26 protein-coding genes and 1 tRNA gene are annotated in these 25,998 nt (G+C 64.9%); 11 read left to right on the plus strand and 16 right to left on the minus strand.

All coding sequences use genetic code 11. The features are described 5' to 3' along the window. Positions 1–68: 68 nt before the first annotated feature. Positions 69–1,295 (plus strand): Coenzyme F420 hydrogenase/dehydrogenase, beta subunit C-terminal domain, encoded by a 1,227-nt coding sequence (locus M0209_RS01905; RefSeq protein WP_258886542.1) that lies wholly within the window; start codon positions 69–71, stop codon positions 1,293–1,295. A 35-nt stretch (positions 1,296–1,330) separates the two neighbouring features. Here the strand turns inward: M0209_RS01905 and M0209_RS01910 are convergent, their stop codons facing one another. After that, on the minus strand, positions 1,331–4,417 hold the full coding sequence (locus M0209_RS01910) for a calcium-binding protein (protein ID WP_258886543.1): 3,087 nt from the start codon (positions 4,415–4,417) through the stop codon (positions 1,331–1,333). 251 nt (positions 4,418–4,668) lie between these two features. Here M0209_RS01910 and radA point away from each other — a divergent pair, with 251 nt between their 5' ends. From radA to fabF, 3 genes are all read left to right on the plus strand, one after another. Next, entirely contained in the window at positions 4,669–6,030 is a 1,362-nt protein-coding gene (radA, locus tag M0209_RS01915; protein ID WP_258886544.1) for a DNA repair protein RadA, read from the plus strand. 80 nt (positions 6,031–6,110) lie between these two features. Continuing rightward, entirely contained in the window at positions 6,111–6,347 is a 237-nt protein-coding gene (locus M0209_RS01920; RefSeq protein WP_258886545.1) for an acyl carrier protein, read from the plus strand. 80 nt (positions 6,348–6,427) lie between these two features. After that, a complete protein-coding gene (gene fabF, locus M0209_RS01925; protein ID WP_258886546.1) occupies positions 6,428–7,684 on the plus strand; it encodes a beta-ketoacyl-ACP synthase II in 1,257 nt (418 codons plus the stop codon). A 10-nt stretch (positions 7,685–7,694) separates the two neighbouring features. Here the strand turns inward: fabF and M0209_RS01930 are convergent, their stop codons facing one another. Beyond that, entirely contained in the window at positions 7,695–8,375 is a 681-nt protein-coding gene (locus tag M0209_RS01930; protein WP_258886547.1) for an SIMPL domain-containing protein, read from the minus strand. Positions 8,376–8,524: 149 nt separating this feature from the next. On the opposite strand from M0209_RS01930, the gene mltG reads away from it, so the two are divergent. Together mltG and M0209_RS01940 are read left to right on the plus strand one after the other, a co-directional pair. After that, positions 8,525–9,475 carry an endolytic transglycosylase MltG gene (mltG, locus tag M0209_RS01935; protein WP_258886548.1) on the plus strand — a complete coding sequence of 317 codons (951 nt, stop codon included), beginning with the start codon at positions 8,525–8,527 and terminating at the stop codon, positions 9,473–9,475. Positions 9,476–9,551: 76 nt separating this feature from the next. Then, on the plus strand, positions 9,552–10,130 hold the full coding sequence (locus M0209_RS01940) for a peroxiredoxin (RefSeq protein ID WP_258886549.1): 579 nt from the start codon (positions 9,552–9,554) through the stop codon (positions 10,128–10,130). A 39-nt stretch (positions 10,131–10,169) separates the two neighbouring features. Here the strand turns inward: M0209_RS01940 and argC are convergent, their stop codons facing one another. From argC to M0209_RS01960, 4 genes are all read right to left on the minus strand, one after another. Beyond that, entirely contained in the window at positions 10,170–11,072 is a 903-nt protein-coding gene (argC, locus tag M0209_RS01945; protein ID WP_258886550.1) for an N-acetyl-gamma-glutamyl-phosphate reductase, read from the minus strand. Further along, positions 11,069–11,431 carry an SH3 domain-containing protein gene (locus M0209_RS01950; RefSeq protein WP_258886551.1) on the minus strand — a complete coding sequence of 121 codons (363 nt, stop codon included), beginning with the start codon at positions 11,429–11,431 and terminating at the stop codon, positions 11,069–11,071. The genes argC and M0209_RS01950 overlap by 4 nt, the downstream gene beginning before the upstream one ends. Further along, the gene (locus M0209_RS01955) at positions 11,376–11,687 is read right to left on the minus strand and encodes a MarR family transcriptional regulator (RefSeq protein WP_258889540.1); all 312 of its coding nucleotides are present in this window, start codon (positions 11,685–11,687) and stop codon (positions 11,376–11,378) included. The genes M0209_RS01950 and M0209_RS01955 overlap by 56 nt, the downstream gene beginning before the upstream one ends. 112 nt (positions 11,688–11,799) lie before the next feature. Next, positions 11,800–13,197 carry a M17 family metallopeptidase gene (locus tag M0209_RS01960; RefSeq protein ID WP_258886552.1) on the minus strand — a complete coding sequence of 466 codons (1,398 nt, stop codon included), beginning with the start codon at positions 13,195–13,197 and terminating at the stop codon, positions 11,800–11,802. 96 nt (positions 13,198–13,293) lie between these two features. On the opposite strand from M0209_RS01960, the gene M0209_RS01965 reads away from it, so the two are divergent. Then, the gene (locus tag M0209_RS01965; protein ID WP_258886553.1) at positions 13,294–14,439 is read left to right on the plus strand and encodes a serine hydrolase; all 1,146 of its coding nucleotides are present in this window, start codon (positions 13,294–13,296) and stop codon (positions 14,437–14,439) included. A 1-nt stretch (position 14,440) separates the two neighbouring features. On the opposite strand, the gene rimO is transcribed toward M0209_RS01965, so the two are convergent. After that, positions 14,441–15,769 (minus strand): 30S ribosomal protein S12 methylthiotransferase RimO, encoded by a 1,329-nt coding sequence (rimO, locus tag M0209_RS01970; protein ID WP_258886554.1) that lies wholly within the window; start codon positions 15,767–15,769, stop codon positions 14,441–14,443. A 116-nt stretch (positions 15,770–15,885) separates the two neighbouring features. Here rimO and M0209_RS01975 point away from each other — a divergent pair, with 116 nt between their 5' ends. Then, positions 15,886–17,076 (plus strand): hypothetical protein, encoded by a 1,191-nt coding sequence (locus M0209_RS01975; protein ID WP_258886555.1) that lies wholly within the window; start codon positions 15,886–15,888, stop codon positions 17,074–17,076. A gap of 105 nt (positions 17,077–17,181) precedes the next feature. Here M0209_RS01975 and M0209_RS01980 read toward each other — a convergent pair. From M0209_RS01980 to M0209_RS01990, 3 genes are all read right to left on the minus strand, one after another. Then, positions 17,182–17,257, minus strand: a tRNA-Val gene (locus tag M0209_RS01980). Positions 17,258–17,299: 42 nt separating this feature from the next. Beyond that, positions 17,300–17,734, minus strand: coding sequence for an ABA4-like family protein (locus M0209_RS01985; protein ID WP_258886556.1), 435 nt, complete (start codon positions 17,732–17,734; stop codon positions 17,300–17,302). Next, complete coding sequence (locus M0209_RS01990; protein ID WP_258886557.1) at positions 17,731–18,294, minus strand: helix-turn-helix domain-containing protein; 564 nt, start codon at positions 18,292–18,294, stop codon at positions 17,731–17,733. Before M0209_RS01990 ends, M0209_RS01985 begins: the two co-directional genes overlap by 4 nt. Before the next feature lie 94 nt (positions 18,295–18,388). Here M0209_RS01990 and M0209_RS01995 point away from each other — a divergent pair, with 94 nt between their 5' ends. After that, entirely contained in the window at positions 18,389–18,847 is a 459-nt protein-coding gene (locus M0209_RS01995) for a DUF6456 domain-containing protein (RefSeq protein WP_258886558.1), read from the plus strand. A 139-nt stretch (positions 18,848–18,986) separates the two neighbouring features. On the opposite strand, the gene M0209_RS02000 is transcribed toward M0209_RS01995, so the two are convergent. Together M0209_RS02000 and pnuC are read right to left on the minus strand one after the other, a co-directional pair. Further along, positions 18,987–19,523 carry an ATP-binding protein gene (locus M0209_RS02000; RefSeq protein WP_258886559.1) on the minus strand — a complete coding sequence of 179 codons (537 nt, stop codon included), beginning with the start codon at positions 19,521–19,523 and terminating at the stop codon, positions 18,987–18,989. Next, complete coding sequence (gene pnuC / locus M0209_RS02005; RefSeq protein WP_258886560.1) at positions 19,520–20,089, minus strand: nicotinamide riboside transporter PnuC; 570 nt, start codon at positions 20,087–20,089, stop codon at positions 19,520–19,522. The genes M0209_RS02000 and pnuC overlap by 4 nt, the downstream gene beginning before the upstream one ends. Before the next feature lie 227 nt (positions 20,090–20,316). Between pnuC and M0209_RS02010 the strand changes: the two genes are divergently transcribed. Then, a complete protein-coding gene (locus M0209_RS02010; protein WP_258886561.1) occupies positions 20,317–21,393 on the plus strand; it encodes a DUF2855 family protein in 1,077 nt (358 codons plus the stop codon). A 4-nt stretch (positions 21,394–21,397) separates the two neighbouring features. On the opposite strand, the gene M0209_RS02015 is transcribed toward M0209_RS02010, so the two are convergent. The 4 genes from M0209_RS02015 to M0209_RS02030 form a co-directional block, all read right to left on the minus strand. Beyond that, positions 21,398–22,042: a DJ-1/PfpI family protein gene (locus M0209_RS02015; protein WP_258886562.1), complete on the minus strand. Its 645-nt coding sequence runs from the start codon at positions 22,040–22,042 to the stop codon at positions 21,398–21,400. A 14-nt stretch (positions 22,043–22,056) separates the two neighbouring features. Beyond that, entirely contained in the window at positions 22,057–22,833 is a 777-nt protein-coding gene (locus M0209_RS02020; RefSeq protein WP_258886563.1) for a DUF2182 domain-containing protein, read from the minus strand. Between the two features lie 28 nt (positions 22,834–22,861). Further along, on the minus strand, positions 22,862–24,409 hold the full coding sequence (locus tag M0209_RS02025) for a tyrosinase family protein (protein WP_258886564.1): 1,548 nt from the start codon (positions 24,407–24,409) through the stop codon (positions 22,862–22,864). Positions 24,410–24,667: 258 nt separating this feature from the next. Then, positions 24,668–25,207, minus strand: a complete 540-nt coding sequence (locus M0209_RS02030) for a glycine zipper 2TM domain-containing protein (RefSeq protein WP_258886565.1) — start codon at positions 25,205–25,207, stop codon at positions 24,668–24,670. A 157-nt stretch (positions 25,208–25,364) separates the two neighbouring features. Here M0209_RS02030 and M0209_RS02035 point away from each other — a divergent pair, with 157 nt between their 5' ends. Next, on the plus strand, positions 25,365–25,976 hold the full coding sequence (locus M0209_RS02035) for a LysE family translocator (protein WP_258886566.1): 612 nt from the start codon (positions 25,365–25,367) through the stop codon (positions 25,974–25,976). The last annotated feature ends 22 nt before the right edge of the window (positions 25,977–25,998 follow it).

Raw genomic sequence — 25,998 nt, forward strand, 5'->3', positions numbered from 1 at the left:
GGCGGGATTGCAGCGCTGCAACAAATCGCGGGCTTTGCCGGACGTGCGGCACCGTGCATGAAGCACAAATGGCGATTTCACCACCCGACGCTTTCGCCAACCCCGCTGTCCCGCGCGATCTGTGCACCGATTGCGGGATTTCGCGCACCGACGACCCGAAGCGGTGCGGGCGGGCGTGCCAGTTCATTGCGCCCGATTATCCGGCGATGGAGGCGCAGGTCCACGGTCGTGCACGCGATCCGGCGCGACCCGATGAGCTGCACTTCGGCCCGTTCCGGCGCATGGTCCGCGCGTCACTCGTCCCGCCCAGCCCCGGCGCGCAATGGACCGGCATCACCACGCGGATTGCCGAGCGGCTGCTGGAGATCGGCGCGGTCGATGCGGTGCTGACGATGGCCCCCGACCCCAACGACAAATGGCGGCCCGTGCCGGTGCTGGTCACCAAAGCCGAGGGCATGGCGGCGGTGCGCGGGATGCGGATGGGCTATGCACCGCTGCTCGCACTGCTCGAACCCGCGCTGGCGGCGGGCCATAAACGCCTCGCCGTGATCGGCATCCCGTGTCAGGTCCATGCGCTGCGGCGGCTGGAGGCCGAACTGGGTTTCGACCGGCTCTATGTCGTCGGCACCCCGTGTTCGGATAATACCACGACCGAGCGGTTTCACGATTTTCTCGCGCTGCTGGCCGACGATCCCGACACGATCACTTATCTGGAGTTTCGCGCCGATTACCGGGTGGAGCTGCGCTTCGACGATGGCCGCGTGAAGACCATTCCCTTTCTGCAGCTGCCGATCTCCAAACTGCCCGGCGATTTCTTTCCGCTGACCTGCCGGACCTGCGTCGACTACACCAATGTGCTCGCCGATATCACGGTCGGCTATATGGGCGGGCAGGGCGAGCAATGGCTGATCGTCCGCAACGATCGTGGCGCGGAATTACTTGGGCTGCTCGACGATGAAGTGAAGCTGTCCGAACCGGGCAGCAAGGGCAAGCGCGCGGGGGCGGTGAAGGGTTTCCTCGCCAATGTCGAGCGTGCCGCCGGAGGGTTACCGCTGCGCGCGATGCCCGACTGGGTACGGCCCATCGTTGGCTGGCTGATGCCGAAAATCGGCCCGCGCGGGTTGGAGTTCGCGCGGACGCGGGTCGAGATGAAGGCGTGCGAGACGGTCATGCACCTTCGCCGTGAAGAACCGCGCCGGATGAAGCATATGGTCCCGGCGCATATCTGGGATCTGGTTGCGCCCTATGGCGTGGCATCGGCGGCGAGCGAAGCGCCGAGGTCCGAAGCCCCTTAAAAGCTCAGGACACCGCGCCGATACGCCCCCGATGATCAAATAATCACAAAGTCGGCTGCGGTGAGCGCAAGGCCGGTACCGAGTGTCGCGAACTGGACCGCTGAGGCGGCGCCATTGCCGTCCGGATCGAAGTATAAGGCGCCAGTGACGCTATCATAGATGATCCGGTCGTCAGCGTCGGCAGCGGCGCTGCCCGTGACGAAGGCTGAAGCGGACAGGCTGGTCATGCCGCCGAACATGGCGTCATCGAGCGCGATCTTGTCGGTCCCGACGTCGAAATCGACGATCCGATCGACGCCGCCATTGCCGAGAGTCGTGTCGAATACGAACAGATCCGCACCAGCATAGCCGGTGAGCGTGTCGGACCCGTCGCCTCCCGCGAGCCGGTTCGCGCCCGCATTGCCATAAAGGGCATTGGCGAATTCGTTGCCGGTCAGATCGAGGCTTGCGGTCGAAGAGGGGAGGTTGGCAGTCAATTCCTCGATCGACTGCCCGGCGGCCAATCGGTAGCTCGAAAGCGTGTAAACGGTGTCATAGCCACCGGCGGCATTCTCGAACACCAGATCGCTCTGATCATCGACAAGGTAAAAGTCGTTCCCGGCATAGCCGTAGAGACGGTCGCCGCCGCCGCTGCCGCCGTTCAGAACGTTGACCCCCGCATTGCCGAACAAGGCATTGGCATATTCGTTGCCCGTGAGGTCGAGGCGGCCCGGAAGTGTGGGGTAGTTCGCGACCATCTCCTCCACTTCAGCACCAGCCCGCAAGCTGTGGCTCGCCAGCGCGAAAACGACATCATAGCCCTCGCCGACGCTTTCAAAAACTTGATCGGTGGCATGATCGACGACATAAGTGTCGTCGCCACCAAGGCCGTACATGCGGTCGCCGCCACCGGTGCCGCCACTGATCAGATTGACGCCCGCGTTGCCGACGATCAGGTTGGCGAACTCGTTCCCGGTCAGGTTTAGCGCGAGCGTCGATGCGGGCGCGTTTGCGGCGAGTTCCTCGATCTCCTGGCCGGCCTGCAATGTGGTGTTGTTTTCCGCGAAGACCGTGTCGTAGCCCTCGCCGACACTCTCGAAAATGAACCCGCCCGCCAGATAAGTGTCATTGCCTGTGCGCCCGTACATCGTGGCCCCGTAGACGAGCGTGTCATTGCCTGCGCCACCGTCGAGGTAGGTGCCGGTGTTGGCGCTGCGATCGGCCCGTATATAGTCGTTGCCCCCCGATCCGCCGACGCGGTTGCTGCCCGGCGCCAGCACAATCACGTCGTCGCCGGCCGTGCCGTCGTTATCGGTCAGCGAAATGACGATCGTGTCGGTGTCGCTGCCATTGGCAAACACTTGCCCTGCGACCGTCACGTCGATCGCGATGGTCCTGATGCCGCGATCGACGAGATCGTCGACAGTGGCGAGGTTGAGCAGCGTCGTGACCTGCAGTCCGACCGGCAGAAAGTAAAAACTGAAATTGCGCAGCGCGAGGTTCGCCGTGAAATCGGTTGTCAAAACCGCCGTGGTCGCGGGGTTGAGCGCAAAGGTGGCGGTGGTGGTCACGCGCGATGCGTAGAGGAAATTGAGGTTGAGGGTGACGGCACCTGCATTTTCGCCGAGCGAGGCGGCATAGCCGAGCGAGACTGTCGGGTCGGGCGGACCGGAGCGGATGAACCCGCCCAGATTATATGCTGTCAGAGCGGCGGGATCGACATTCTGCAAAATCGCTATCGGTTCGTAATCACTGCCATCGACCGAGCCGGTCGGGTCATATTGCAGCAGTGCGTCATTGCCGTGGCGGATGACCCAGATATGGCCTGATGCGAACGGATTGGTTACGCCATCCCAGTCGGTTCGGGCGCGCAACAGGGCCTCAACCTCCAGCCGGTCCCCGGCATCGCCGGTCACGAAGTCGGTAATCGTGATCGCCGAACTCGTGCCGATATCGCCGAACCGAAAAACATCCTGACCGCTGCCGCCGGTGAGCGTTGCATTCGACCGCACATCGAAAATGTCCGCATCGGCTCCGCCCAGCGCGGTTACCGAGGTGGCGGATTGGCGAATGACAAAATAGTCGTTGCCGATGCCGCCGTCGAGCAGCACCGTCTTGACTGTGGCGGGAAACAGCAAGTCGCTTTCCGCGATGAGCATGTCATCGCCATCCTCGCCGTAAAGCCGGTCATTGCCGCCGGTGCGATACAGCAGCGTATCGTTGCCCGAACCGCCGAAGAGATCGTCATTGCCGCTGCCGCCGTCGAGCACATCGCCGTCACCGTCGCCATAGAGCATGTCATTGCCGCCACCGCCGTTCAGCGTGTCGGAACCGTCGAGTCCGTGAATCACGTCCGGACCTGCGGCGCCCGTCAGCGTGTCGGCACCGGTGTTGCCATCGATCGTCTGGCCAGTGAGCGCGCCACCGCCGAGCGGAAAGCCGATGTTGTAAGCAGTCAGCGATGACGCGGTGACGTTCTGCAGAATCGCAAATCGCGTGCCCGTCCCCGTACCGGCGGCCGTCCAGTAGAAATCGGTATTGGCCCCGTTCTGAACGATCCTGAGGTGATTGGTCGCGACGGGATTGGCGGTTGCGTTCCAGCCGGTACGCGACTGCAGAATTGCGGTCACATCGAGACTGTCGCCCGCGTCACCAACGGCGAAATCGGTGATCGTGACGATACCGCCGTTGAGGAGGTCGCCGATCCGGAATACGTCCTGACCCGCACCGCCGCTGGCGGTTGCGCGGGTGTAAAAGGCGAACTGATCGATGCCGTCGCCACCGAGCGCCGTCGTACTTCCGCTGCTGCTGATGATAAAGCGATCGTTGCCGACGCCGCCGTCCATCGTCACCGACGAGGCGCCGCTGGCGATCAGGCTATCGTCGCCATCCTCGCCATACATGAAATCCGGCGTGCCGCTGTTGTCGATACCGCGCGAGTAGAGCGTGTCGTTACCGGCACCGCCATACAGCCGGTCGGTGCCCCGATCGCCATCCAGCGTGTCGTCGCCCTCATCGCCGAAAATGTCGTCATTGCCGAAATCCCCGGCGACAATGTCGTCACCGGCGAGGCCATGGATAATGTCGTCGCCGGTCGAACCCTGAAGCTTGTCGGCACCGCCGGTGCCCGTAATGTCCGTCATTGCAATGTCCAAAGTTAAGAGGGCTGCAGATGCGCAACTGCCGCCATCGCGCGTTCGGCGCCCGCATCTCGTTTTCGCCCAGTCATGGCCGCAAAGGTGCGACATTTTACGAAAAAATCAAATGAAATTAATACCTAACCGCGAGCGGTAAGGTGGGAGCACCGGGCAGGACAGTGTCGGCGAGGGCGCGTGCTCATGCCCGCGTCAATTTTCTGTTCTCTAATCGTTCCGAACCGGTTATCGTCACCTGAATGGCGAAGCCCCAAAAGCGATTTGTCTGCCAAGCCTGCGGGTCGGTCGCGTCCAAATGGGCGGGGCAGTGCGATGACTGTCTTGAGTGGAACACGCTCGTCGAGGATGCGGGCGCGGTCGTGACGCCGTTTTCGGCGCGGCATAATCTGCAGCACGGCGGGCGCGCGGTGGCGCTGGTAGCGCTCGACAGCGAGACGAAGCTGCCCGACCGGATGCCATCGGGGATCGCCGAATTCGACCGGGCGCTGGGCGGCGGCTTTGTCGCCGGGTCGGCGACGTTGATGAGCGGCGATCCGGGAATCGGGAAGTCGACGCTCTTGTTGCAGGCGGCGGCGAAGCTTGCGCTGGCGGGCAAGCGCGTCGTTTATGTCTCGGGCGAGGAAGCGGCCGATCAGGTGCGGTTGCGCGCGCAGCGGCTCGGTCTCGGCCATGCGCCCGTCGGGTTGGCGAGTGCGACGTCGGTGCGCGATATTCTCGCCACCTTTCCGGCGGCGCCCGATCTGCTGGTGATCGATTCGATTCAGACGATGCACTCGGACTTGATCGAGGGCGCGGCGGGGACGGTCAGCCAAGTGCGCGCGTCGGCAGGCGAACTGATCCGTTTTGCCAAGGAACGCGGGTCGGCCGTTGTGTTGGTCGGACATGTAACCAAGGACGGCAGCATCGCCGGGCCACGTGTGCTCGAACATATGGTCGACACCGTGCTCAGCTTCGAGGGCGAGCGGTCGCACCAATACCGCATCCTGCGCGCGATCAAGAACCGCTTCGGCGGCACCGATGAAATCGGCGTATTCGCGATGGGCGAGGGCGGGCTGGGCGAAGTCGGCAATCCGTCCTCGCTGTTCCTGACGACGCGCGGCGAGGCGGTGACGGGGACGGCGGTATTCCCGGCGCTGGAGGGGACGCGGCCCGTGCTGGTCGAAGTGCAGGCGCTGACGGTCCGGCTGGCATCGGGCGCAACGCCGCGCCGCGCGGTCGTCGGCTGGGATTCGGGGCGGCTGGCGATGATCCTTGCGGTGCTGGAGGCGCGGTGCGGGTTGTCGCTGTCGTCGGCGGAAGTCTATCTCAACATCGCAGGCGGCTATCGGCTGACCGATCCGGCTGCCGATCTCGCCGTCGCCGCTGCGCTGGTCAGCGCATTTTCGGAGCGGCCGATCCCCGCCGACGTCGTCGCGTTCGGCGAAGTCGCGCTGTCGGGCGAAGTCCGCCCCGTGGCGCACGGCGGGTTACGATTGAAGGAATCGGCCAAGCTCGGCTTCGAGCGCGCCTGGGTGCCCGGTGGCGTGAAGGGAGAGGGGATCGCGACGAGCGGGTTCAAATCGCTCGGCGCGCTGGTCGATCATGTGCTGGGCAGGGGATAGCGACACCCCCTTGCGCGCCCCTTTCGGCCCCATTAGGGCTGACCGGGAAATAAACCTCATATGAACGAGAAGGACCCTTCATGAGCGAGACCGCCGACCGGGTGAAGAAGATCGTCGTCGAGCACCTCGGCGTCGACGCGGACAAGGTGACCGAAGAGTCGAGCTTCATCGACGATCTGGGCGCGGACAGCCTCGACATCGTCGAGCTGGTCATGGCGTTCGAGGAAGAATTCGGCGTCGAGATTCCCGACGATGCGGCGGAAAAGATTTCGACCGTCAAGGACGCGATCAGCTTCATCGATTCGAATAAGGGCTGAGGCTTTTTCAACGCTGGCTCAAGGCTTGAACAGGCTCGGCCCCATGCGGGTCGGGCCTGTTTTGCGTTAGGGGGATTTAGATGCGTCGTGTCGTCGTAACAGGTCTGGGGCTCGTCACGCCGCTGGGAGGCGATGTCGAGACGAGCTGGGCCAACATCCTGGCGTCGAAATCGGGCGCGGCGCGGATTACCAAGTTCGACCCGTCGGACCAGAAATGCACGATCGCGTGCGAGGTGAAGCCTGCCGACCACCCCTGGGGTTTCGACCCCGGCAAGCGTGTCGACCACAAGATCCAGCGCCAGGTCGATCCGTTCATCATCTATGGTATCGATGCCGCCGGACAGGCGCTCGAGGATGCCGGGCTGACCGAAATGGACGAGGCGACGCGGCTGCGCGCGGGGTGTTCGATCGGCTCGGGCATCGGCGGACTGCCGGGGATCGAGAGCGAAAGCCTGTTGCTGGCCGAAAAGGGACCGGGCCGCGTGTCCCCCCATTTCGTGCACGGGCGGCTGATCAACCTGATCTCCGGACAGGTCAGCATCAAATACGGCCTGATGGGACCGAACCATGCGGTTGTCACGGCCTGTTCGACCGGCGCGCATTCGATCGGCGATGCGGCGCGAATGATCCGCGACGACGACGCCGACATCATGCTGGCGGGCGGCGCGGAGGCGACCGTATGCCCGATCGGCATCGCCGGTTTCGCCCAGGCGCGGGCACTCAACACCAGCTTCAACGACCGTCCCGAGGCGGCCAGCCGCCCGTATGACAAGGACCGCGACGGCTTTGTCATGGGCGAGGGCGCGGGCGTCGTGGTGCTGGAGGAATATGAGCACGCCGTGGCGCGCGGTGCAAAAATCTATGCCGAAGTCGTCGGTTACGGCCTGTCGGGCGATGCCTATCATGTGACCGCTCCGCATCCGGAGGGGTCGGGTGCCTATCGTTCGATGGAAATGGCGCTGAAGAAGGCGGGCATGACCCCGTCGGACATCGACTATATCAACGCGCACGGTACCTCGACGATGGCCGACACGATCGAACTGGGCGCGGTCAAGCGGCTGTTCGGCGACGCGATCTCGACGGTGTCGATGAGCTCGACCAAATCCGCCATCGGGCATCTGCTGGGCGGGGCCGGAGCGGTCGAGGCGATCTTCTGCATTCTGGCAATCCGCGACCAGATTGTGCCGCCGACGCTCAATCTCGACAATCCCGATGAGGGGACGGAAGGCGTCGATCTGGTGCCGCACGTCGCGAAGAAGCGGCCGGTGAAGGCGGTGCTGAACAACAGCTTCGGGTTTGGGGGCACGAATGCCAGTCTGGTGATGCGGGCGGTCTAGAACCGGTGCATCAGCGACCGAGTTCGAATTCGACGCCGACATTGTAGACGAGTGTCGATTTCGGTGAATCGATACGGGTCATCGCGACATCGGCGCGCGCCACTGCGGCGGGAGCCGGGCCGTCGGTCGTATAGGCTGACCCGTCGCGTACCATGACCGCGCGGCGGATCTTCAAGCCGAGCGCCTTCGCGTAGTCCTCGGCTTTGGCCTGTGCGTCTCGGACTGCCGCCGTACGCAATGCACTGAGCTCGGGTCCGACCGGCGCTGCGGCATAGCCCCAGCCGCGATTGACCCGGATGTTCTTCGCACCGGCATCGACGAGCTTTTCAATAACGTCGCCGGTTCGCCCCACATCGCGAACGACGACGGCCAGCGACTGATTGACGAGAAACCCTTTTGCCCGGTCGCTGCCGTCCTCGTCATCGGGATCGCGGCCTTCGCTGAATTCGAAAGACGAGGTGCGGAAGTCGTCATCAGCGACGCCGAACGTCTTGATGGCTTGCCGCAACCGGTCGAGAACCTTTGCATTCTCGCGGAGAGCCGGTCCGGCACTGCGCGCGAAATTGGCATTCGACGCGCTGATCGTGACGAACTCGGTATCCTTCGTGCCATAGGCGGTGCCTTGCACCGATAGGGTCGTGAACGCCGACGGCGCATCGCTTCCGACTGCCGCTCCAAGTGCAAATGGCATCACGGCAACGGCTGAAAGTTTAAGAGCGCGACGACGGTCCATCTGAACTTCCAACGGTTTTTGCGTAGCCGACCATATGGCCGAATATGTTAAGGCTCCTTTGACGCGCCGGAGGTGACGGCGGCTATTTGCTTGATTACAGCGGGCCGATGCGTCGCATTCTTCTTCTGGTCGCCGTGGTCGCGCTCGTCGTTTTCGCCGTCAGCCGCTGCACCGGCGGGCGCGCCCCGCGCGACGTCGAGGTCGTGATCCCGCAAGGTTCGAGCCTCACCGCTGCTGCGACTGCGCTTGAAAAGGCAGGGGCTGTCGACAGCGCCGACGCGTTCCTGACCAATGCCAAAATCTTCGGCTCGGGCGATCCGATCAAGCCGGGCGAGTACAAGATCAAGCGCGGCATGGATGCGTCCGCCATCCTGGCGCTGTTGCAATCGGGTAAGGTGTTGCAGCGCTTCGTCGTCATCCCCGAAGGACTGCCCTCGATCCTCGTTTACGAGCGGCTCTATGCGACGCCGCTGCTGACAGGCGAGATTGCGATGCCGCCGGAGGGATCGGTGCTGCCCGACAACTACGCCTATGTCCGGGGCGAAAGCCGCAAGGGGGTGCTCGCGCGGATGCAGAAGGCCATGCAGACCGCGCTGGCGAACGCGTGGGCTGCGCGCAAGCCGTCAACGGCAGTGACGACGCCCGAAGCAGCGATCATCCTGGCGTCGATCATCGAGAAAGAAACGGCGCGGGCCAGTGAGCGGCGGCTGGTCGCGGCGGTGTACAGCAACCGCTTGAAGCGCGGAATGCCGCTGCAGGCCGACCCGACGACGATCTATCCGGTGACCAAAGGCAAGGCGCTCGGGCGGCGGATTTTGCGGTCCGAACTCGACAGCGACAATCCCTATAACACCTATCGCCACAACGGCTTGCCACCCGGACCGATTGCCAATCCCGGCAAGGCCGCCATTCAGGCCGCGCTCGACCCCGCGCCCTCGAACGCGTTGTATTTCGTGGCGCAGGGCGACGGCAGCAGCGCGTTTGCCGACACGCTGGAACAGCACAACGCCAATGTGCAGAAATGGTATGCCCACCGGCGGGCAAAAGGCGAGATGTAGGGTTTAACTTCGCGACACGATAGTTATATGCTGCAATGCAGCACATATGGTGCGTGTTCAGCAGCGAGGAGTTCCCATGCACGTCGGTCGTGAAGTTCCCAATGTCACCCTGAAAACCCGTGTCCGCGACGAGAGCGTGGAGGGGCCGAACCCGTTCCGCTGGCAGGATGTTGCGACGCACGACATTTTCGCGGGCAAGCGGATCGTGATTTTCGGGCTTCCCGGCGCGTTCACGCCGACCTGCTCGTCGAAACAGCTGCCCGGCTTCGAAGGAAATTACGAAACCTACAAGACGCTCGGCGTCGACGACACCTATTGCGTGTCGGTCAACGATGCGTTCGTCATGTACCAATGGGGTCAGCATCAAGGCCTGAAGAACGTCAAGCTGCTGCCCGACGGCAACGGCGATTTCACGCGGCGGCTGGGCATGTTGATCGACAAACGGCATCTGGGTTTCGGGCTGCGTTCGTGGCGCTATGCGGCGGTGATCGACAATGGCCGGATTGCGGCCTGGTTCGAGGAACCGGGCATCAATGACGCCGGGACCGACACCGATCCCTATGAGCAGTCGACGCCTGAAAATGTGCTGGCGTGGCTCGAGGCGAATCCGAAGCCGGACTTTTCGGCGGTCGAGGATCAAAAACTCGCTGCCTAAGGCAATCTGGAGAGCGGCAGTGTGCTGCCGCTCTCCGGATTACACCCGCAGGCCCGTTTCTTCAGGCAGGCCTGCCATAAGGTTGAGGCTCTGCACGGCCGCACCGCTCGCGCCTTTGCCGAGATTGTCGAGTGCGGCGACGAGGCGGCATTGGGTGCCCTCGGCATTGCCGAAGACGAACAATTCCAACCCGTCACGACCGGCCATATGTTCGATGGTCAAATTGGCTTCGTCGAACTCGCGCACGCGGACGATTTTCGAGCCCTCGTAAAACCACGACAACGTGTCGCGTGCCTTGGCTGCATCGACGCCGAACAGCGGTATGTCGACGATCATCCCGCGATGCGTTGCTGCAACCGAAGGCGCGAACAGCGGGGCATGGGTCAGCCCGGAATGCCGCAGCATTTCGGGCACGTGCTTGTGCGCGAGCGACAGCGCATAGGTGCGCCACGCGGTGGGGGCGGCACCGCTTTCGAATTCGGCGATCATCGCCTTGCCGCCGCCCGAATAGCCCGACACCGCATAGCAGCTGAGCCGTGCTCCGCCGCCGATCAGGCTGGCGCGGACCAATGGGGCAACCAGCGCGATAAATCCGGTCGAATAACAGCCGGGGTTCGAGACGCGCTTTGCCTGTGCGACAATGTCGCGCCCGACCAGTTCGGGGAAGCCGAAGGTCCAACCTTTTGCGGTGCGGTGCGCGGTCGAGGCGTCGATCACCCGCGTCGCGGGATTGTCGATCAGCGCCACTGCCTCGCGCGCGGCATCGTCGGGCAGGCACAGAATGACGACATCGGCGGCGTTCAGCGCGTCGCGCCGTGCACCGGCATCCTTGCGATGGGCATCGTCGAGCCGGACAAGGTCGAACTCGGGCCGCCCGGTCAGGCGGCTTTCGATCTCGAGCCCTGTCGTCCCCGCCGCGCCGTCGATAAATACGCGCGTCATGGCAGGTCGAGCGCCGTGGCGACGACATAGCCGATCGTACCGACCGCGTTGCCGCGACCCCAGGCCCAGATTTGGCCGAGGTCGATCAGATGGAAAATGTCACCGGATGCCAGCGTTGCCACAGCGTCGCTGCCAATGTCGGGGCGGCTGTGGACAATGGCCGTCGTGTTGAGGCGCACGGCCACCGGTTCGACATAGTGCTGGGCGAAGATGCGGTCGGCGACAGCGATTTCGGCGAGGTCGCGACGGACCGCATAGCGGCCCGGTTCGAGTGCGACCGACGGCCCCGTCAGGCGAAACTGCCTACGCTGCGGCGCGGCGTCCCTGGTCTCCGCCGACAAGTCGTCCGAATTCGCCAAGAAAATCTGCCCCCGCCTGCGTTTTCGCGACGAAGACATTTCGCCGGTCCTGCTCGTCGCGCTGGCGCGCCAGATAGCCGAGAGCACCCAGTCGGTTCAAGGCGCGAGTAATCACCGGTTTCGAGACGTTGAGATCGCGGGCGAGTCCGCGCACGGTGTGGGGGCCGGGGGTTTCGTACACGACCATCAGCAGCGCCATCTGCCGGTTGGTCAGGTCGGGCTGTCCCGACCGGACGTAATCCAGCAGGGTGTTCATCCAGTCGGTAATCATCGCACGGGGCACGGTCGGATCCTTCCCGCCCGCATCGGTCACGGGCGATTTATCCGGTCTGAACGTATGAGAAGCGTAACGGTTGCGTGGGCGCCGATCAGCCGAAACGCGCCTGTAGCATCGCCCAGACCGCGCGCAGACCCAGCGCCTCGCCGCCTTTGGGACGACCGGGTTTCGCGGCAGGCCTCCATGCGAAGGTGTCGAGATGCAGCCACGGCGTCCCGTCGGACACGAAGCGTTGCAGGAACAGGGCGGCAGTCACCGCACCGGCAAAGCCGCCGTCGGGCGAGTTGTTGAGATCGGCAATGTCCGATTTCAGCATATCGTCGTATCCGGCATGAAGCGGCATCCGCCACAACGGGTCGTCGGTGGCGATGCCTGCAGCCACTACAGCGGCCGCAAGTTCGTCGTCATTGGCAAAGGTCGCGGGCAAATCGGGACCGAGCGCAACGCGGGCCGCACCGGTAAGCGTTGCGAAATCGACGATCAGCGTGGGGTCGCTTTCGCCTGCCTTGGTCAAGGCGTCGGCGAGCACCAGCCGCCCCTCGGCGTCGGTATTGGCAATCTCCACCGTCAGCCCCTGCCGGCTGGTCAGCACGTCGCCGGGTCGGAAAGCATTGCCCGCAATCGCGTTTTCAACGGCCGGGACCAGCAGGTGCAAACGCACCGGCAGTCGCGCCGCCATCACCAGCTGCGCGAGGGCGAAAGCGTGTGCAGCGCCACCCATATCTTTCTTCATCAGGCGCATGCCCGATGACGGCTTGATATCGAGGCCGCCGCTGTCGAAGCAGACGCCTTTGCCGATGATGGCGAGGCGGGGGTGTGCCGGGTTCCCCCATTCGATTTCGATCAGGCGCGGCGCGAAATCGCGGGCAGCGGCCATGCCGACCGCGTGGATCATCGGATAACCGGTTTCGAGGTCGTGCCTCTTGGTCACGGTCAGCGTCGCGTCGAACGCCTTGGCAAGCCGCGCGGCCTCGGCTTCCAGTTGCGGCGGACCCATATCGGCGGCGGGCGTATTGACCATGTCGCGGACGAGCGCGACCGCTTCAGCCTCGCGAACGGTCGCGTCGATGCTGGCGGGGTCGGCAGTCAGCAAGATGCGCGCGCCAACGGACTTGTCATCCTTCAGGTAGCGGTCGAACCGGTAGTGCGCGAGCAACCAGCCGAGTGCCGCAGGCCCCGGTGCACCGGTCGCGAGGCGATAGGCCCCCTCGGGCAATGTCTCGGCGAGTTTGGCCAGGCACCAAGGTGACAGCTTCCCGGCGTCGGAAACCACCGTCACGACCGACCAGTCCTCGGCGTCTTCACCGGGAAGGATGGCGCTGGCGTAGCCAAGCGGTTTCAGCTTCTGCGCGGCGGCAGCGGATCGCGCGCGGGGTGGCTGTGCGGCCAGCCATGAATCGAAGTTTTTCTTATCGGTGATGTGGATTTTACGGGCTGCCTGGCCTTTGTCGGGGTGCAGCAGCGTGTTGAAGTGATCGACCGAGTTCATTACCCTGACTAGCGAGCGGTCCGCTCCAAAGCCTAGCGAAATTTGACGTCGTGCAACGTTAATTTATCAACCGGGATAGTTGTGGGAGAAAAGTTCTTGACCCGTCATGCGCTCGCGCTTCTTGCTTTGGTGGCTCCTGCCTTCCTGAGTGCTGCTACGCCTGCCCAAATCGATGTCGAGGTTCGCGCCGCAATGGCCCGCACGGGTGCAAAGGGTATGGCGCTGGCCGTTATCGAGGGCGGCAAGCCGGTGCTGGTTCGTGCATGGGGCGCGCGTAATGTAAAAGGTGACCCGCTAACGACGGACACCGTGATGTATGGCGCGTCGCTGACCAAGGCGGTGTTTGCCTATACCGTGATGCAACTGGTCGAAGAAGGAAAACTCGATCTGGATCGCCCGATCGCTGCATATCTACCGAAGCCCTTGCCTGAATATGCCGACGAAGAGGAGCGCTATGCAGCGTGGCAGCATCTGGCGGGCGACGAACGCTGGCGGAGACTGACGCCACGCATCCTGCTGACGCACAGCTCGGGCTTTGCCAATTTCGGTTTCCTCGAACCAGACGGCAAGCTGAAGTTCCATTTCGAACCCGGCAGCCGCTACGCCTATTCCGGTGACGGATTGATCCTCCTGCAATTCGTGATCGAACGCGGCCTGGGGCTCGACCTCGGGGCAGAGATGCAGCGCCGCGTGTTCGGCCCTCTCGGCATGAAGACAACAAGCATGACGTGGCGTGCCGATTTTGCCGCTAATTTGGCCGACGGATGGAAGGAAGATGGGAGCGTTGAGCCGCATGACGAACGCAGCAAGCCTCGGGCTGCTGGATCGATGGACACAACGATTGCAGATTTTGCGCGCTTTGCCGGTGCCTATGTGCGCGGGGAGGGTTTAAGGCCAGCATCGCGACGGGCACTGACTGCGCCGCATCTGCCGATCACGACTGCATCGCAATTCCCGTCGCTTCAAGTCGAAGCGGCGCCCGACAAGCGCATCGTCGGGCTGGCGGCAGGCTTGGGTGTGATCACTTTCAATGGCCCACAAGGACGCGGATTCCAGAAGGGCGGGCACAATGATTCGACCGGCAACACATGGGTTTGTGTAGAGCGCGGTCGGCGTTGCGTCATAATTCTGGCCAACGACGTTCGCGCCGAACCGGCGTTCCCCGGGATCGTCAAGTTGGTGCTGGGCGAGACCGGCATGCCATGGCGCTGGGAATACGGCGCGGTCGACTGGGCGAAATAGCCTAGGCGGGTACCCCGAACAGGTCGTGGTCGTCGGCGTCCTCGATCAGGACGGGCACGATGTCGCCCTGTGTAAGGCCGCCGGAATCGCGCAGGAACACGTTCCCGTCGATTTCGGGCGCGTCGGCCTGACTGCGTCCCGTCGCGCCGCCGTCTTCGTCGACTTCGTCGATGATGACATCGAGGGTGCGACCGACCTTGGCGGCGAGCTTTTCGGCGCTGATCCGCGCGGTCAGTTCCATCAGGCGGGTGTAGCGCTCCTCCTTGACCTCCTCGGGCACGGGGTCGGGCAGGGCATTGGCAGCGGCACCCTCGACGGATTCGAAACGGAAGGCTCCGACGCGGTCGAGCTGGGCTTCGGTCAGCCAGTCCATCAGATACCGGAAATCGTCCTCGGTCTCGCCGGGGAAGCCGACGACGAAGGTCGAGCGGATGGCGATGTCGGGGCAGATCGAGCGCCAGCGGTGGATACGTTCGAGAACTTTCGCTTCGTTGGCGGGGCGTTTCATGGCGCGCAGCACCGAAGGGGCGGCGTGCTGGAAGGGAATATCGAGATAAGGCGAAACCAACCCTTCGGCCATCAGGGGGATTACCTGATCGACATGCGGGTAGGGATAGACATAGTGGAGGCGGACCCAGGCACCGAGGCTGCCCAGTTCGCGCGCGAGGTCGGTCATGTGCGCGCGGACGTCGCGACCGTGCCATTCACGCGATTGGTGTTTGATATCGACGCCGTAAGCCGAGGTGTCTTGCGAGATCACCAGCAATTCGCGCGTGCCCGCCGCAACCAGTTTCTCGGCTTCGCGCAGGATGGCATCGGGGCGGCGGCTGACGAGGTCGCCACGGATGCTGGGGATGATGCAGAACGAACAACGGTGGTTGCAGCCCTCCGAGATTTTCAGATAGCTGTAGTGGCGGGGCGTGAGTTTCAGGCCGCTGTCGGGGACAAGGTTGAGGAACGCATTGGCGGGCATCGGGGCCGCTTCGTGGACCGCGCCGACGACGGCCTCATACTGATGCGCGCCGCTGATCGCGAGCACCTTGGGGAAGCGGGTGCGGATCATTTCGGCCTCTTGGCCCAGGCAGCCGGTGACGATGACACGGCCGTTTTCGGCGAGTGCCTCGCCGATGGCTTCCAGCGATTCCTCCTTGGCGGAATCGAGAAAGCCGCAGGTGTTGACCAGCACGACATCGGCCCCGGCATAGTCGGGCGACAGGCCGTAGCCGTCGGCGCGGAGCTTGGTCAGGATGCGCTCGCTGTCGACCAAGGCCTTGGGGCAGCCGAGCGACACCATGCCGACCTTGGGCGGGAGAGGAAGTATGGTAGCCATGGGAAGCGCGCGCCATTAGCCGAACTGCACGGCTTTGCCCAGCACCGTGCGGCGACGGGATGTTAACCATATGGAATTAAGGCAGCACGCTCAACTTTGTGCGAATGGATGGGCACATGAACTGGCGTGGAATTTCGGGCATTTACGCGGGGTTTGCGCTGGTGCTCGGCGGGGCGTGGCTGTGGATGCAGCAGGGTTCGGTCTGGGGGCTGGCGGTCGCGGGTGCCGGCGTGGTGCTTGCGGGCGCAAGCGTTGTATCGATCGTGCTCGCGCGGCGGGGTCCGCGTCCGGAAAAGGCAGCGAAGCCGGCCAAAGCGGTGCGCGGCAAGGCGGCGGTCGTTCCCGATACGGAAGCCGACTCCATCGCCAAATCGCGGCTGGCGGCGCTTGCCGGACGGACGTCAGGGCGACCGGTGGCTGTGGAGCCGGTCGAGCTGGTCGTTCCAGAGGAAAATCAGACCGATCTTCCTGAAGCGAGCATGACGGAAGCTGTGGAGACGTCCCCCGGGATCGACACGCCCGAGCTTGTCGAAGACGCTGCTGATGCTGCGTTACCGGCGGCGGATGCCGAACGCGGCTTCGACGAACCCGGCGACGTCGCGGTTGAGACAGCGGAGAGCGACCTTTCCAGCGAGTCCGTTGCTGAACCCATGGATGCGTGGCCCGAAGCCGATTTGCCCGAACCTGTCGAGGGCGCCTTTTCTCCGGCGCTTCCGGTTGCGGAATCCGAACCGGGACTCGACGAGGTTGACCAAGTCGAGATCGAGGCAACGGATAGCGAAATTCCCGACGAGCTCGTTGCCGAAACCCATGAAGCTGCTCAAGAAGCTGACTTGCCCATTGCTGAGGCTGGGCAAGGCTTCGACGAGCTCAGCCAAGTCGCTGTGGAGGGAGCAGACGCCGATCCGGGCGAACCCGGTTTCGATGAGATCAGTCACGTCGAGGTCGAAGCAACCGACTCCCCCGCCGTCGCGCTTGACCGTTTGCCGGGCTTCCCCTGGACAGCGCGCTTCATCGGGCTGTGGTCGCGCGACGTGCGCTATGCCTGTCCCGACGATCTGCGCGGCGCGGTCGCGCATTGGCAGCGCTGGGCCGATACGCAGGCCTCGGGTGCGCCGATTCCCGAAGAGGCGTCCGAGGAATTTCAGGCCATGCTGGCGGTATGGCGCGAATGCGGCGCGGACGTTCCCGGCCTGTCGAGCGACGACGGGGTTGCGGTGCAGCTCGCTGAGGAAGCGGAGTATGATGCGGCGCTGGCGGGGTTGTTGCCGAGGGTGTTGCGCGGAATGGTTTCGGCCGGGGGGTAATGCTGGGCATGGGCGAAGCCCATGCCGTCGGTCGGCGCATTAGCGCCGCCGTCCGCACCGGTCGCCGCTGGCGCGTCGTAGCTTCGCTACGCCTTGCGCGACCGGTGGTGGGCGATGACGGGCTCGAACCGCCGACATCCTCCGTGTAAAGGAGGCGCTCTACCAACTGAGCTAATCGCCCGCGCCGACGCCCCTGCCGCAAAGTGCGGGCGGCATCAACCCGTCAGAACGGCCGCCCGGTCGTCCGCAGCCTGTGCGCCGTCCGGATCGCGCCATAGGTGAGCAGGCCGATGGGGCCGAACAGGAATGTCAGCACCAGCGGCACGATCACTGCCCAGTGGGGCACGCCGATCTTGCCCGCATCCTCGACTTCCCACGCGCCGGTAAACAGGTCGAAGGCGAGGAAATGCGTCCAGCCGAGCATGACATTGCCCGGCATCGAGAATAGCGCCGAGACGCCCGCGAGGGTGGAGAAGCTACCGCTCTCGACCGGCTGGGTGATCGTGAACAGTTGCACGAAATAGGCGAGTGCCAACGCGGCAGAGAGCAGCCGTGCGCCGCGGATCAGGGGGATGCGCGACAGCGGCGCGGCGAGCAGCGCGATCCAGCCGGCGAAGGCGAGGAGCGAGCAAAGGCTGAAGATCTGGTCGAGGGTCACAGCTCGCGCACCAATTTCACCGCGCTTGCGGCCCAAGCGGGATCGGTGACGATCTGTTGCTTGCCGCCGGGTTCGAGCGGCAGCACTTGCAGCCGGTCGCCCTCGCGGCCGATCAGGCGGCCGAAGATGAAGCGGCCCGCAGGGCGCGGGAGCAGGACGTCGCGGTTGAGCAGCGCGGCGTAACTGTCGGGCGCGACTTTCGCGCACCAGATGACGTCGCCGCGCCGGTAATCGCCGATGCCATCCTCGACCGTCATGGCAACCATGTCGCCCGTCGGCATCGGTGGGGTGACCACCGATTCTCGGCGCGGGGCATGGGCACCGTCGCGGCTGAGCACCGCGACCACAGGGAGATCGGCGCGGTCGGGCAGTTCGACGAGATCGCCCGCCGTGACGCCCAGCGCGGCGGCAATCCGGTTGAGCCAGCCCACCGAAACGGTTCGCGTGCCGGTTTCGAGCCGCCCGATGGTCTGCGCGGTGGTCGGCGGCGAGCAGGCGAGCGCGACATCGAGCAGGGTCATGCTCTTTGCACGGCGGACTTCGCGGATGCGGGTGATCATCGTGGCAGCTCCTTAACCGGTACGGATTTTTCTCCTGTCCTACAGATTGCGACTCGTGGCAAGCCCATTTGGTGATTCGAAACAGGAGTAGCGAATGACTCTGGCGCGACAGTTGAAAGACCAGCGTATCCCGGGATCGGCGCGTGTCGTGACGATGAACTTGTCCGAGAGTCCGCTCGCCTGGTTGCGCGCGCGGGGACGGGTGTCGCTGCGGCAATATGACGCGGGGGAGAAGCTGCGCGGCGATTTCGAACGGGCGTCGCTGGGGCCGAGTGTCACGATGCGCTGGGACGCGAGCGGGGTGAGCGGGCCGCGCGGGCTCGCGCCCGACGCGCCGGATCGTACGACGGGGCAGGTGGCGGCGAAGCAGCGGTTCGACGCCGCGCTCGCGATGGCGGGACCGGGGTTGTCGGACATATTGTGGCGGACGGTGTGCGCCTGCGAGAGCATGCCCGACGCCGAACGCGCGCTCGGATGGCCCGCGCGTAGCGGGCGGCTGGTGCTGGGAATGGCACTCGACCGGGTGGCCGATTTTTACCGGCTGCCGGGGTAGATGGGGTGACGCTTTTTTAGCCCTTCGCCGAGCGTTAGCGAGGTGCTCATTCGAGCGAAGCGAGAAGTCTTTAATCGATGTAGACAACCTCGCTAACGCTCGGCGGGGCTTCTCGCTAGCGCTCGAAGAAGAGGTTGGCTTAAGCCAACGATGGCTTAACAGCCTTCCCGATCGCCGCCAACGCATTCTCCAGCCGCGCCTCGCCCGTCCCGCCGACGAGAACCCAGTCGACTCCACGCGCAACCAGTTCTTCGCGACATGCCGCGAAGAAGCGTTCGCGTGTTGCCACGTCTCCGTAAATGCGGGTGCCGTCATCGACCCAGGGCAGATCTATGTCGCACAGCAGATAGAGATCGGCGAAGTCGTCGAATGCCGCGAACCACGGGTCGCGCGGTAAGCCCATCATGTCGCACCACACCGCCGTCATCAGCGGATCGGTATCGAGGACGATCAGGTCGCGGCCATGCGGCGCGGCGGCGCGTTCGGCCTTGGCGGCCATCGCCTGTTGCACCTGCGCGATGTCGAGCAACTGCGCGCTGTCGAGGTCGGTGCCGTGCTCCTCGCAATAGGTGCGTCCGTATTCGGGCACCCAATTCGTGCCGAAATGTGCGGCGAGTTGCGCGGCGAGGCGCGATTTTCCCACGCTTTCGGGTCCGTGCAGGCAGATACGCTTCATGGCTGGGCTGCCTCACGCAAATGGCGTCGCCATTGCAGCAAGCCGATCACCGCGAGCACGAGGAAGACCGTATACAACCCGCTGGTGAGCCACAGCCCCTTGGCCGCGTAGAGCCCCACCGACAGCAGATTGACCGCGATCCACCACCACCAGTTTTCCAGGTAGCGCCACGTCATCAGCAGCTGGGCGATGACGCTGAGCATCGCGACGGATGCGTCCCAATAGGGCAGGCTGGCCGTGGTGAAGCGCGTCATGATCGTCCCCCAGCCGAGGACGACCAGCAGCGACACGCCCACCCAGATCCAGCGCTGCGCCACGCCGAGTTTGCGCACGGCCACCGTCCCGTCGCCTTCGCGGTGGCGCACCCAGGCGATCCAGCCGTACAGCTGCACGATCAGGAAAAACACTTGCAACCCGGCGTCGCTGAACAGGCGCGCGTCCCAGAAAATCCGCGCGTAGAGCACGACCATCGCGATGCCGAACGGGTAATTCCACGGGCTGCGCCGCACGATCAGCGTGATGTTGGCAAGGCCGAGCAGCGCGGCGATGGCTTCGAGGAGCGACATGGCGGCACGCGCATAGCGGAATGTGTGCGCGGGGATAGGGGGTGACTTCTTTCCTCTCCCTAGGGGAGAGGATATGGAGACTTAGTCTCGCCTCTTGGCGAGGCTTAGTCGAAGTTGGTGAGGGGCCGTGGTGCTTCCGTTGGAGAACCAAATCCCCTCACCCCGCCGCGCTGGCGCGCGTGTCGCCCTCTCCCTATGGGAGAGGGAAGAAGACTAAGGAGAGTCGCATGCCCCAACAGATCACCGTGCCGCGTACTGCATTCGCCGAGGCGACGCTCGACGCGCTGGCGCTGTCACCGCTGGATGCGGGGCAGGCGCTGCTGAAAATCGACCAGTTTGCGGTCACATCCAACAATGTGACCTATGCGGCGATCGGCGAGGCCTTCGGGTACTGGGATTTTTTCCCGGCCGGGGAACGGCGTGGAATCGTGCCGGTGTGGGGACATGCGACGGTCGTCGACGCGGGCGACACGGGATTGACCGTCGGCGAAAGGGTCTATGGCTATCTGCCGATGGCGACACATCTGGTGGTCGAGCCGGTCGCGGTGACCGGCGGCAGTTTCACCGACGGCGCGGCGCACCGGCAGAAGCGGGCGGCGGTCTATAACCAGTACCGGCGGCTCGATGCCGATCCGGGGCATGTCGCGGGCGGCGAGGATGTACGGAGCGTCTTCGAACCGCTGTTCCTGACGTCGTTCCTGATCGAGGCGATGTTCCGGCGCGAGGCGTGGCATGGGGCGGAGCGTCTGATCGTCACCAGTGCGTCGTCGAAGACCGCGATGGCGCTGGCGCATGTTGCGCGGGCCTCGTCGCCGCAGGTCGAACGGATCGGGCTGACGTCGGCGCGGAACATCGGCTTCGTCGAGCGGACGGGGCTGTACGACAAGGTGCTCGGTTATGACGAGATGGCCGAGATCGGCGGGGGAAGCGCGGTGTCGGTCGATTTTGCGGGGAACGGGGCGACCCTGTCGGCGCTGCATGAGGCGGTGGGCGACGACCTGAAATACTCGTGTCTGGTCGGGGCAACCGACTGGGCAAACCGCGGCGGCTTCGGCGCGCGTGACATAGCGGGACCGAAGCCGGTACTGTTCTTCGCGCCCGATCACGTCGCGACGACGGTTGCCGAGCTGGGGCCGAAGGGATTCGGCGCGGCGGTCGCCGACCGCTGGCGTGCGTTTGCAGGCGATGCGGCGAAGCTGGTCAAGATCGAGGCCGTAGCGGGGCTCGCCGATGCGATTCCGGCGTGGCGGGCGGCGGTCGACGGGCGGGCAAGCCCGGATGTCGGCGTGGTAGTGCGGCCTTGAAGGCTTACCAGCTGACCATGCATGGGGGCGCTGCCGGGATAGTCCCCATCACCGGCGGTTTAGGGAAATACTGGGTCGAGACCTGAACGCCGGTCGCGGTCGCGTCGTCGTAGAGCAGCGAAATAAGCTTCAGCGCCTCGTCGAGGCCCGACGAGATGCCGCCGCCGGTCAGGCGGTTCTGGCCCGGCGTCTGCGACACAATGTAGCGCGCGTTGGTGGTATCGACCTGGATGGCGGGGAATTCCTGCAGGCACTTCACGAATGCCCAGTGCGTCGTCGCGGCATGGCCATCGAGCAGGCCCGCGCGGGCGACCAGCAGCGCGCCTTCGCACACCGAGCAGACCCATGTCGCGCTTGCCGCAATCTGTTTCAGATAGGCGAGATAGGGCGACGCTGGATCGGACATCATGTCGCCCAGCGCCTTGGGGTCGCCGCCCGGCACCCACAGCACATCGAGCGAGGGCACCTCGGCAAAGCTCGCCTGCGCGTTGAAAGTGATGTTGTTGATCGTGGTGACCGGCCCGCCGTCTTCGGATACGACGACGGTCTCCAGCGGATCATGGGCAGATTCGACCCAGTAGAACATTTCGAGCGGGCCGGCGACGTCGAGCAGGTTGACCCCCTGATAGACCGGAATGCCGAGTTTCATGCGTCGTCTCCCCCCTAACGAAACTGCAGCCGCATTGCGGCGCGTGCGCGGACAAGACGCAGCGCCTTGTCCGGCCAGCGCAGCGCCCATGCCGGACGCACCGGCCGGTCGATCCGCTCGCCCGCCAGCCACAGCGCGACGGCGGCCATCGCGAACAGATGCCCCTGCGCGACAAGGAGCGGCAGAAGCATCAGCGCCCAGCAGGCGCCGACGCACCAGACCCCTTGGCTCACCCCGAAACGCAGCGCGTCGCGGTCCGCCGCTGCGCCGAACGCCGCCAGACCGGGCAGCGAGTGGCAGCGGTTGAGGCAGCGCTGCTTGAGCGGCGAGACTTGCCATAGCGCCGCGACAAACAGCGCGCCTGCGAGCGGCAGCGCCGAACCCGGCAGAGCCAGCCGCAGCATCAGCGCGCTTGCCAAAAGCACGGTACCCGTTGCCATCCACACCGCCGCATAGCCGCCGACGAACAGCGCGACCGCGCGCCCACGCCGCCGCGTCAGACTGCGTGCGCGGACATGTCGGATGGGGGCGGCAAGCAGCGGCAGCATCATTGCCGCCAGCATCAGCGCCCAGCCGATGGCGAGCGTTGCCGGCGGGTTCATCGCCAGTGCTAGGTCGATCGCCGCAGGTGTCGGCGTGGCTGGAGCCGGGAGCGCCGCGAGCGCCACGCCCGCACAGAGGGCAGGGAGCGCCAGCCCGCTCGCTGCCGCCGCGAGCAGCGCCCAGGCCAGCGCGCTCGCCGCCAGCAGCGGTTGCCGCACGGTCCGTCGCTCGCGCGCCTCGGGGGTCACATCGGCTGCCTCTGCCCGGCCGCTGCGGTCAAAGGCCCTGGCGATAGATGCTGATGCGCCCGATGCTGATCTTCGCGCTTTTCGACACCGGATTGGTCGGCACGAAGCGGATGCCGAGGGTGTCGACGTCGAGCTTGTCCTCCAGATGCAGCGCATCGACGATCTGGGTGATTTCGAGCGAATAGTTGAGCCCTGCGCCACCATGTTCGTCGTCGGCGAGACTTGCCTTTCGCACGCCGAACAGCGCGATGCTGCCCGCCAGCCGCTCGGGATGGAGCGCGGGATCGGTGCCCTCGGGCAGGTCGACATAGACGCTGAATGCGGTTGCATCGGCGGCACCGCGCACGTTTTCGAGGTTGAGGAACACGCGGTCGAGCGAGGCCCCGTCGGACAGCGCCGCCGATTCGGTAAGGTTGTCGGCGACCTTGCGCCGGGTGGCGGGATCGAGCGCGACGGCAGTGGTAATATCGCTGCCGACGATCGCCACCGGCTTGGGGCTGGCCCCGACCAGTTCGACGTTCTTGCCGCTTGCCATATCGTCCAGTCCTCCGGCCCCGGCCAGTGCCGCCGTTCCTGCACCCAATGCCTCGAGCCGGACCATCGGTTGCACGGGCGAAACGGGGGCGACGGCGGGCGTCAGGCTGTCATACTGATAGCCGAGCGTGGCAAGGCTGACCATCTGCTGCGGGGTATAGTCCCACGCCACCGCGCCGGGCATCGGCATCGAGAAGATGCGCCCACCGGTGTTGCCCGGCCCCTTCAGCCAGTCGGGGTCGGTCGGGTCGGTGTGTCCGGCCTTGCGCCAGGCCGCCCACAACCGGTCGATATTGGCGTGGTGCAGCCAGAAGATCGGGTCGAGCGCAGCGGTGTCGGGATCCGACATGAGGCCGGGCTGGGTGTTCGGCGCAGCGGGATTGGCGCCGCCGACCAGGCCATGGACATAGTCGTGCGGCTGCGTCTCGATGCCGCCATGCGTCGGCCCGCCGTGCGAAAAGCCCGTGTCGAGGCCGCCGAACCCCGGACTGCCGCTCGACACGCCGGTGAAGTCGGGATCGCCGAGCGCGTTCAGATTAACCATGTTGACCGGCACGAAAACATTGCCGTTGTTGTTCGGGCCGTAGCGCTGTTTGACGAACAGCGGATTGTCGGTCGCGCCGTCGGGCCAGCTTTGCGTGGCAAAAGCGGGCGGCAGCTTGAACTGGTTCGGCGCAAAATAATTCCAGTAGGGGAGCGCCCAGGTTGCGGGGCCGCCGAGCTTGACGATTTCGGCGCGGACATTGGCCTCGAACGCCAGCAGATAGCCGCGGTGCCACGGCAGGAAATACCAGCTGCCGTGCTGGCACTGGTCCCAGTACCGCTTGACGTCGGCGGGCTTGGGCTTGGGCATCGTCGGCGACAGATAGCCGTATTTGGTCCACAAGGGCGGATAGATGCCGTGGATCGCGCCGTAGAAGCTCCAGCTGTTGGGATCGGCAATGGCGCGCGCCTTCATCGCCTTGACCCCGCGCGCGTACCACAGGACGGCCGGGGCCCAGGTGCTACCCAGTCCATAGATATTCTGGCGTGTAAAGGTCATCGCTGCTCCCCCGGGCTGTGGGTTGATGGTGGCTGCGACGCTTATTGTTTAAAATTAGGATAGCCGGATTCGGGCTGCGGGCAAGCGGTTTTGCGCGGGCGTTATGGCGACGGCGTGGGTGAATGCCCACGCCGCCAGTTTCTTGTCAGGGTGGCGCAACCCGGCAAAGCCGTGTCGCCGTCGGTCCTCGCCTTAGAGAGGCCGGCCGGATGAGCCGCGTGTTCGCTCGAATTTAGCTTCGCTAAATTCTTGCGCGGCTCATCTGCACCGCACCTCCGCCTGATTGCGCTCCACCGCACGTCCGGCCAGACCGCCGAGCGCCGCGCCGATCAGCGTGCCGACCGTGCGCGAACGCCCGCCGTCGATGACGTTGCCGAGGATGCCGCCACCGGCCGCGCCGATGATCAGGCCGGTCGTGCCGTCGCTGCGCTTGCAGTAATAGCGGCCGTCGTTGCCACGATAGACGCGGTCGTCGGACGCAAGCACGCGCTCCTGATAACGCGGATCGTCGCGGTAATAGCGCGACGGCTCGTAGCCGGTCTCGACGCGCTCATCGTTATATTGGCCGTTGTTGTACTGGCCGTTGTTGTAGCCCTGCTGCTGATAGCCGCGACCGTTGTTGCGTGCGGCGCGGTAGCGGTCCGATTCGGCGCGGAACAGCGCGAGCTCGCGGTCCATGCGGTCCTGCGCGGCGGCAAAGCGGGCGTCGTCGGCGCGGCTTTGTGCGACGGCAGGGGCGGCGACGGCGAGGCCTGCCGTCGTCGAGGCGAGGGCGAGGAGGAGGGCGATACGGCGCATTGGACATTCCTTGTATGGGAGAGTGGCCGCTGAACGCGCGGACGCCGCCGTTCGTTGCATGAACGAAATTGGCGCGGGATTTCGCGGGCCGTGCTATCTGCGGCCATGGTCGTTACGCGCACGGCCGTCCCGGTTTTCGCGAGGAGAGATCGACGGCGTGAACATAGCCGGATTTGCCCTCGCCGTGCTGTTGATCGAGCTGACGCCCGGTCCGAACATGGCATGGCTCGCCGGCCTTGCCGCGACCGAAGGGTGGCGGCGGGGGCTGGCGGCGGTCGTTGGCGTGGCCCTCGGCTTGTCGACCAATGGCGTGCTGGCGGCGCTCGGGCTGGCGGCACTGCTGCAGGCCGCGCCGCAGCTGTGGATCTGGCTGCGGCTTGCAGGCGCGGCGATGATGGTGTGGCTGGCGATCGAGGCGTGGCGCGGCGCGGAGAAGGCGGCAAGGGTGGCCGGGCCCGACACTTCGGCATGGCGCGCCTTTGCCACCGGTGCGCTGATCAACCTGCTCAACCCCAAGGCCTATATCTTCTTCATCGTCGTCGCGCCGCAATTTATGGGCGGTGCACAGCTGACCTTGTCAAGCGCGCTGCTGCTGTGCCTGGTCAGCGTGACCATCGCGACAGTCATCCATCTGGCGATCGTCTTTGCGGGAAGCCGCGCGCATAGCTGGCTGAACGACCCGCGCCGGACAGCAACTGTGCGACGCGGCTTTGCGCTGGTCATGCTCGGCGTGGCAGCGTCATTCCTGCTTGCCGATCTGGGTGCATGACGCCTATTCCAGTTTCGTGTTG

This window comes from Sphingomonas sp. SUN039, from assembly GCF_024758725.1.
In the GTDB taxonomy this organism is placed as follows: Bacteria; Pseudomonadota; Alphaproteobacteria; order Sphingomonadales; family Sphingomonadaceae; genus Sphingomonas_O.

Bases quoted from the DNA above. Each gene is read 5' to 3' on its own strand.
- M0209_RS01905 (WP_258886542.1), top strand. From the start codon at position 69: ATGGCGATTTCACCACCCGACGCTTTCGCCAACCCCGCTGTCCCGCGC.
- M0209_RS01910 (WP_258886543.1), bottom strand. From the start codon at position 4,417: ATGACGGACATTACGGGCACCGGCGGTGCCGACAAGCTTCAGGGTTCG.
- radA (WP_258886544.1), top strand. From the start codon at position 4,669: ATGGCGAAGCCCCAAAAGCGATTTGTCTGCCAAGCCTGCGGGTCGGTC.
- M0209_RS01920 (WP_258886545.1), top strand. From the start codon at position 6,111: ATGAGCGAGACCGCCGACCGGGTGAAGAAGATCGTCGTCGAGCACCTC.
- fabF (WP_258886546.1), top strand. From the start codon at position 6,428: ATGCGTCGTGTCGTCGTAACAGGTCTGGGGCTCGTCACGCCGCTGGGA.
- M0209_RS01930 (WP_258886547.1), bottom strand. From the start codon at position 8,375: ATGCCATTTGCACTTGGAGCGGCAGTCGGAAGCGATGCGCCGTCGGCG.
- mltG (WP_258886548.1), top strand. From the start codon at position 8,525: ATGCGTCGCATTCTTCTTCTGGTCGCCGTGGTCGCGCTCGTCGTTTTC.
- M0209_RS01940 (WP_258886549.1), top strand. From the start codon at position 9,552: ATGCACGTCGGTCGTGAAGTTCCCAATGTCACCCTGAAAACCCGTGTC.
- argC (WP_258886550.1), bottom strand. From the start codon at position 11,072: ATGACGCGCGTATTTATCGACGGCGCGGCGGGGACGACAGGGCTCGAG.
- M0209_RS01955 (WP_258889540.1), bottom strand. From the start codon at position 11,687: ATGAACACCCTGCTGGATTACGTCCGGTCGGGACAGCCCGACCTGACC.
- M0209_RS01960 (WP_258886552.1), bottom strand. From the start codon at position 13,197: ATGAACTCGGTCGATCACTTCAACACGCTGCTGCACCCCGACAAAGGC.
- rimO (WP_258886554.1), bottom strand. From the start codon at position 15,769: ATGGCTACCATACTTCCTCTCCCGCCCAAGGTCGGCATGGTGTCGCTC.
- M0209_RS01975 (WP_258886555.1), top strand. From the start codon at position 15,886: ATGAACTGGCGTGGAATTTCGGGCATTTACGCGGGGTTTGCGCTGGTG.
- M0209_RS01990 (WP_258886557.1), bottom strand. From the start codon at position 18,294: ATGATCACCCGCATCCGCGAAGTCCGCCGTGCAAAGAGCATGACCCTG.
- M0209_RS01995 (WP_258886558.1), top strand. From the start codon at position 18,389: ATGACTCTGGCGCGACAGTTGAAAGACCAGCGTATCCCGGGATCGGCG.
- M0209_RS02000 (WP_258886559.1), bottom strand. From the start codon at position 19,523: ATGAAGCGTATCTGCCTGCACGGACCCGAAAGCGTGGGAAAATCGCGC.
- pnuC (WP_258886560.1), bottom strand. From the start codon at position 20,089: ATGTCGCTCCTCGAAGCCATCGCCGCGCTGCTCGGCCTTGCCAACATC.
- M0209_RS02010 (WP_258886561.1), top strand. From the start codon at position 20,317: ATGCCCCAACAGATCACCGTGCCGCGTACTGCATTCGCCGAGGCGACG.
- M0209_RS02015 (WP_258886562.1), bottom strand. From the start codon at position 22,042: ATGAAACTCGGCATTCCGGTCTATCAGGGGGTCAACCTGCTCGACGTC.
- M0209_RS02025 (WP_258886564.1), bottom strand. From the start codon at position 24,409: ATGACCTTTACACGCCAGAATATCTATGGACTGGGTAGCACCTGGGCC.
- M0209_RS02030 (WP_258886565.1), bottom strand. From the start codon at position 25,207: ATGCGCCGTATCGCCCTCCTCCTCGCCCTCGCCTCGACGACGGCAGGC.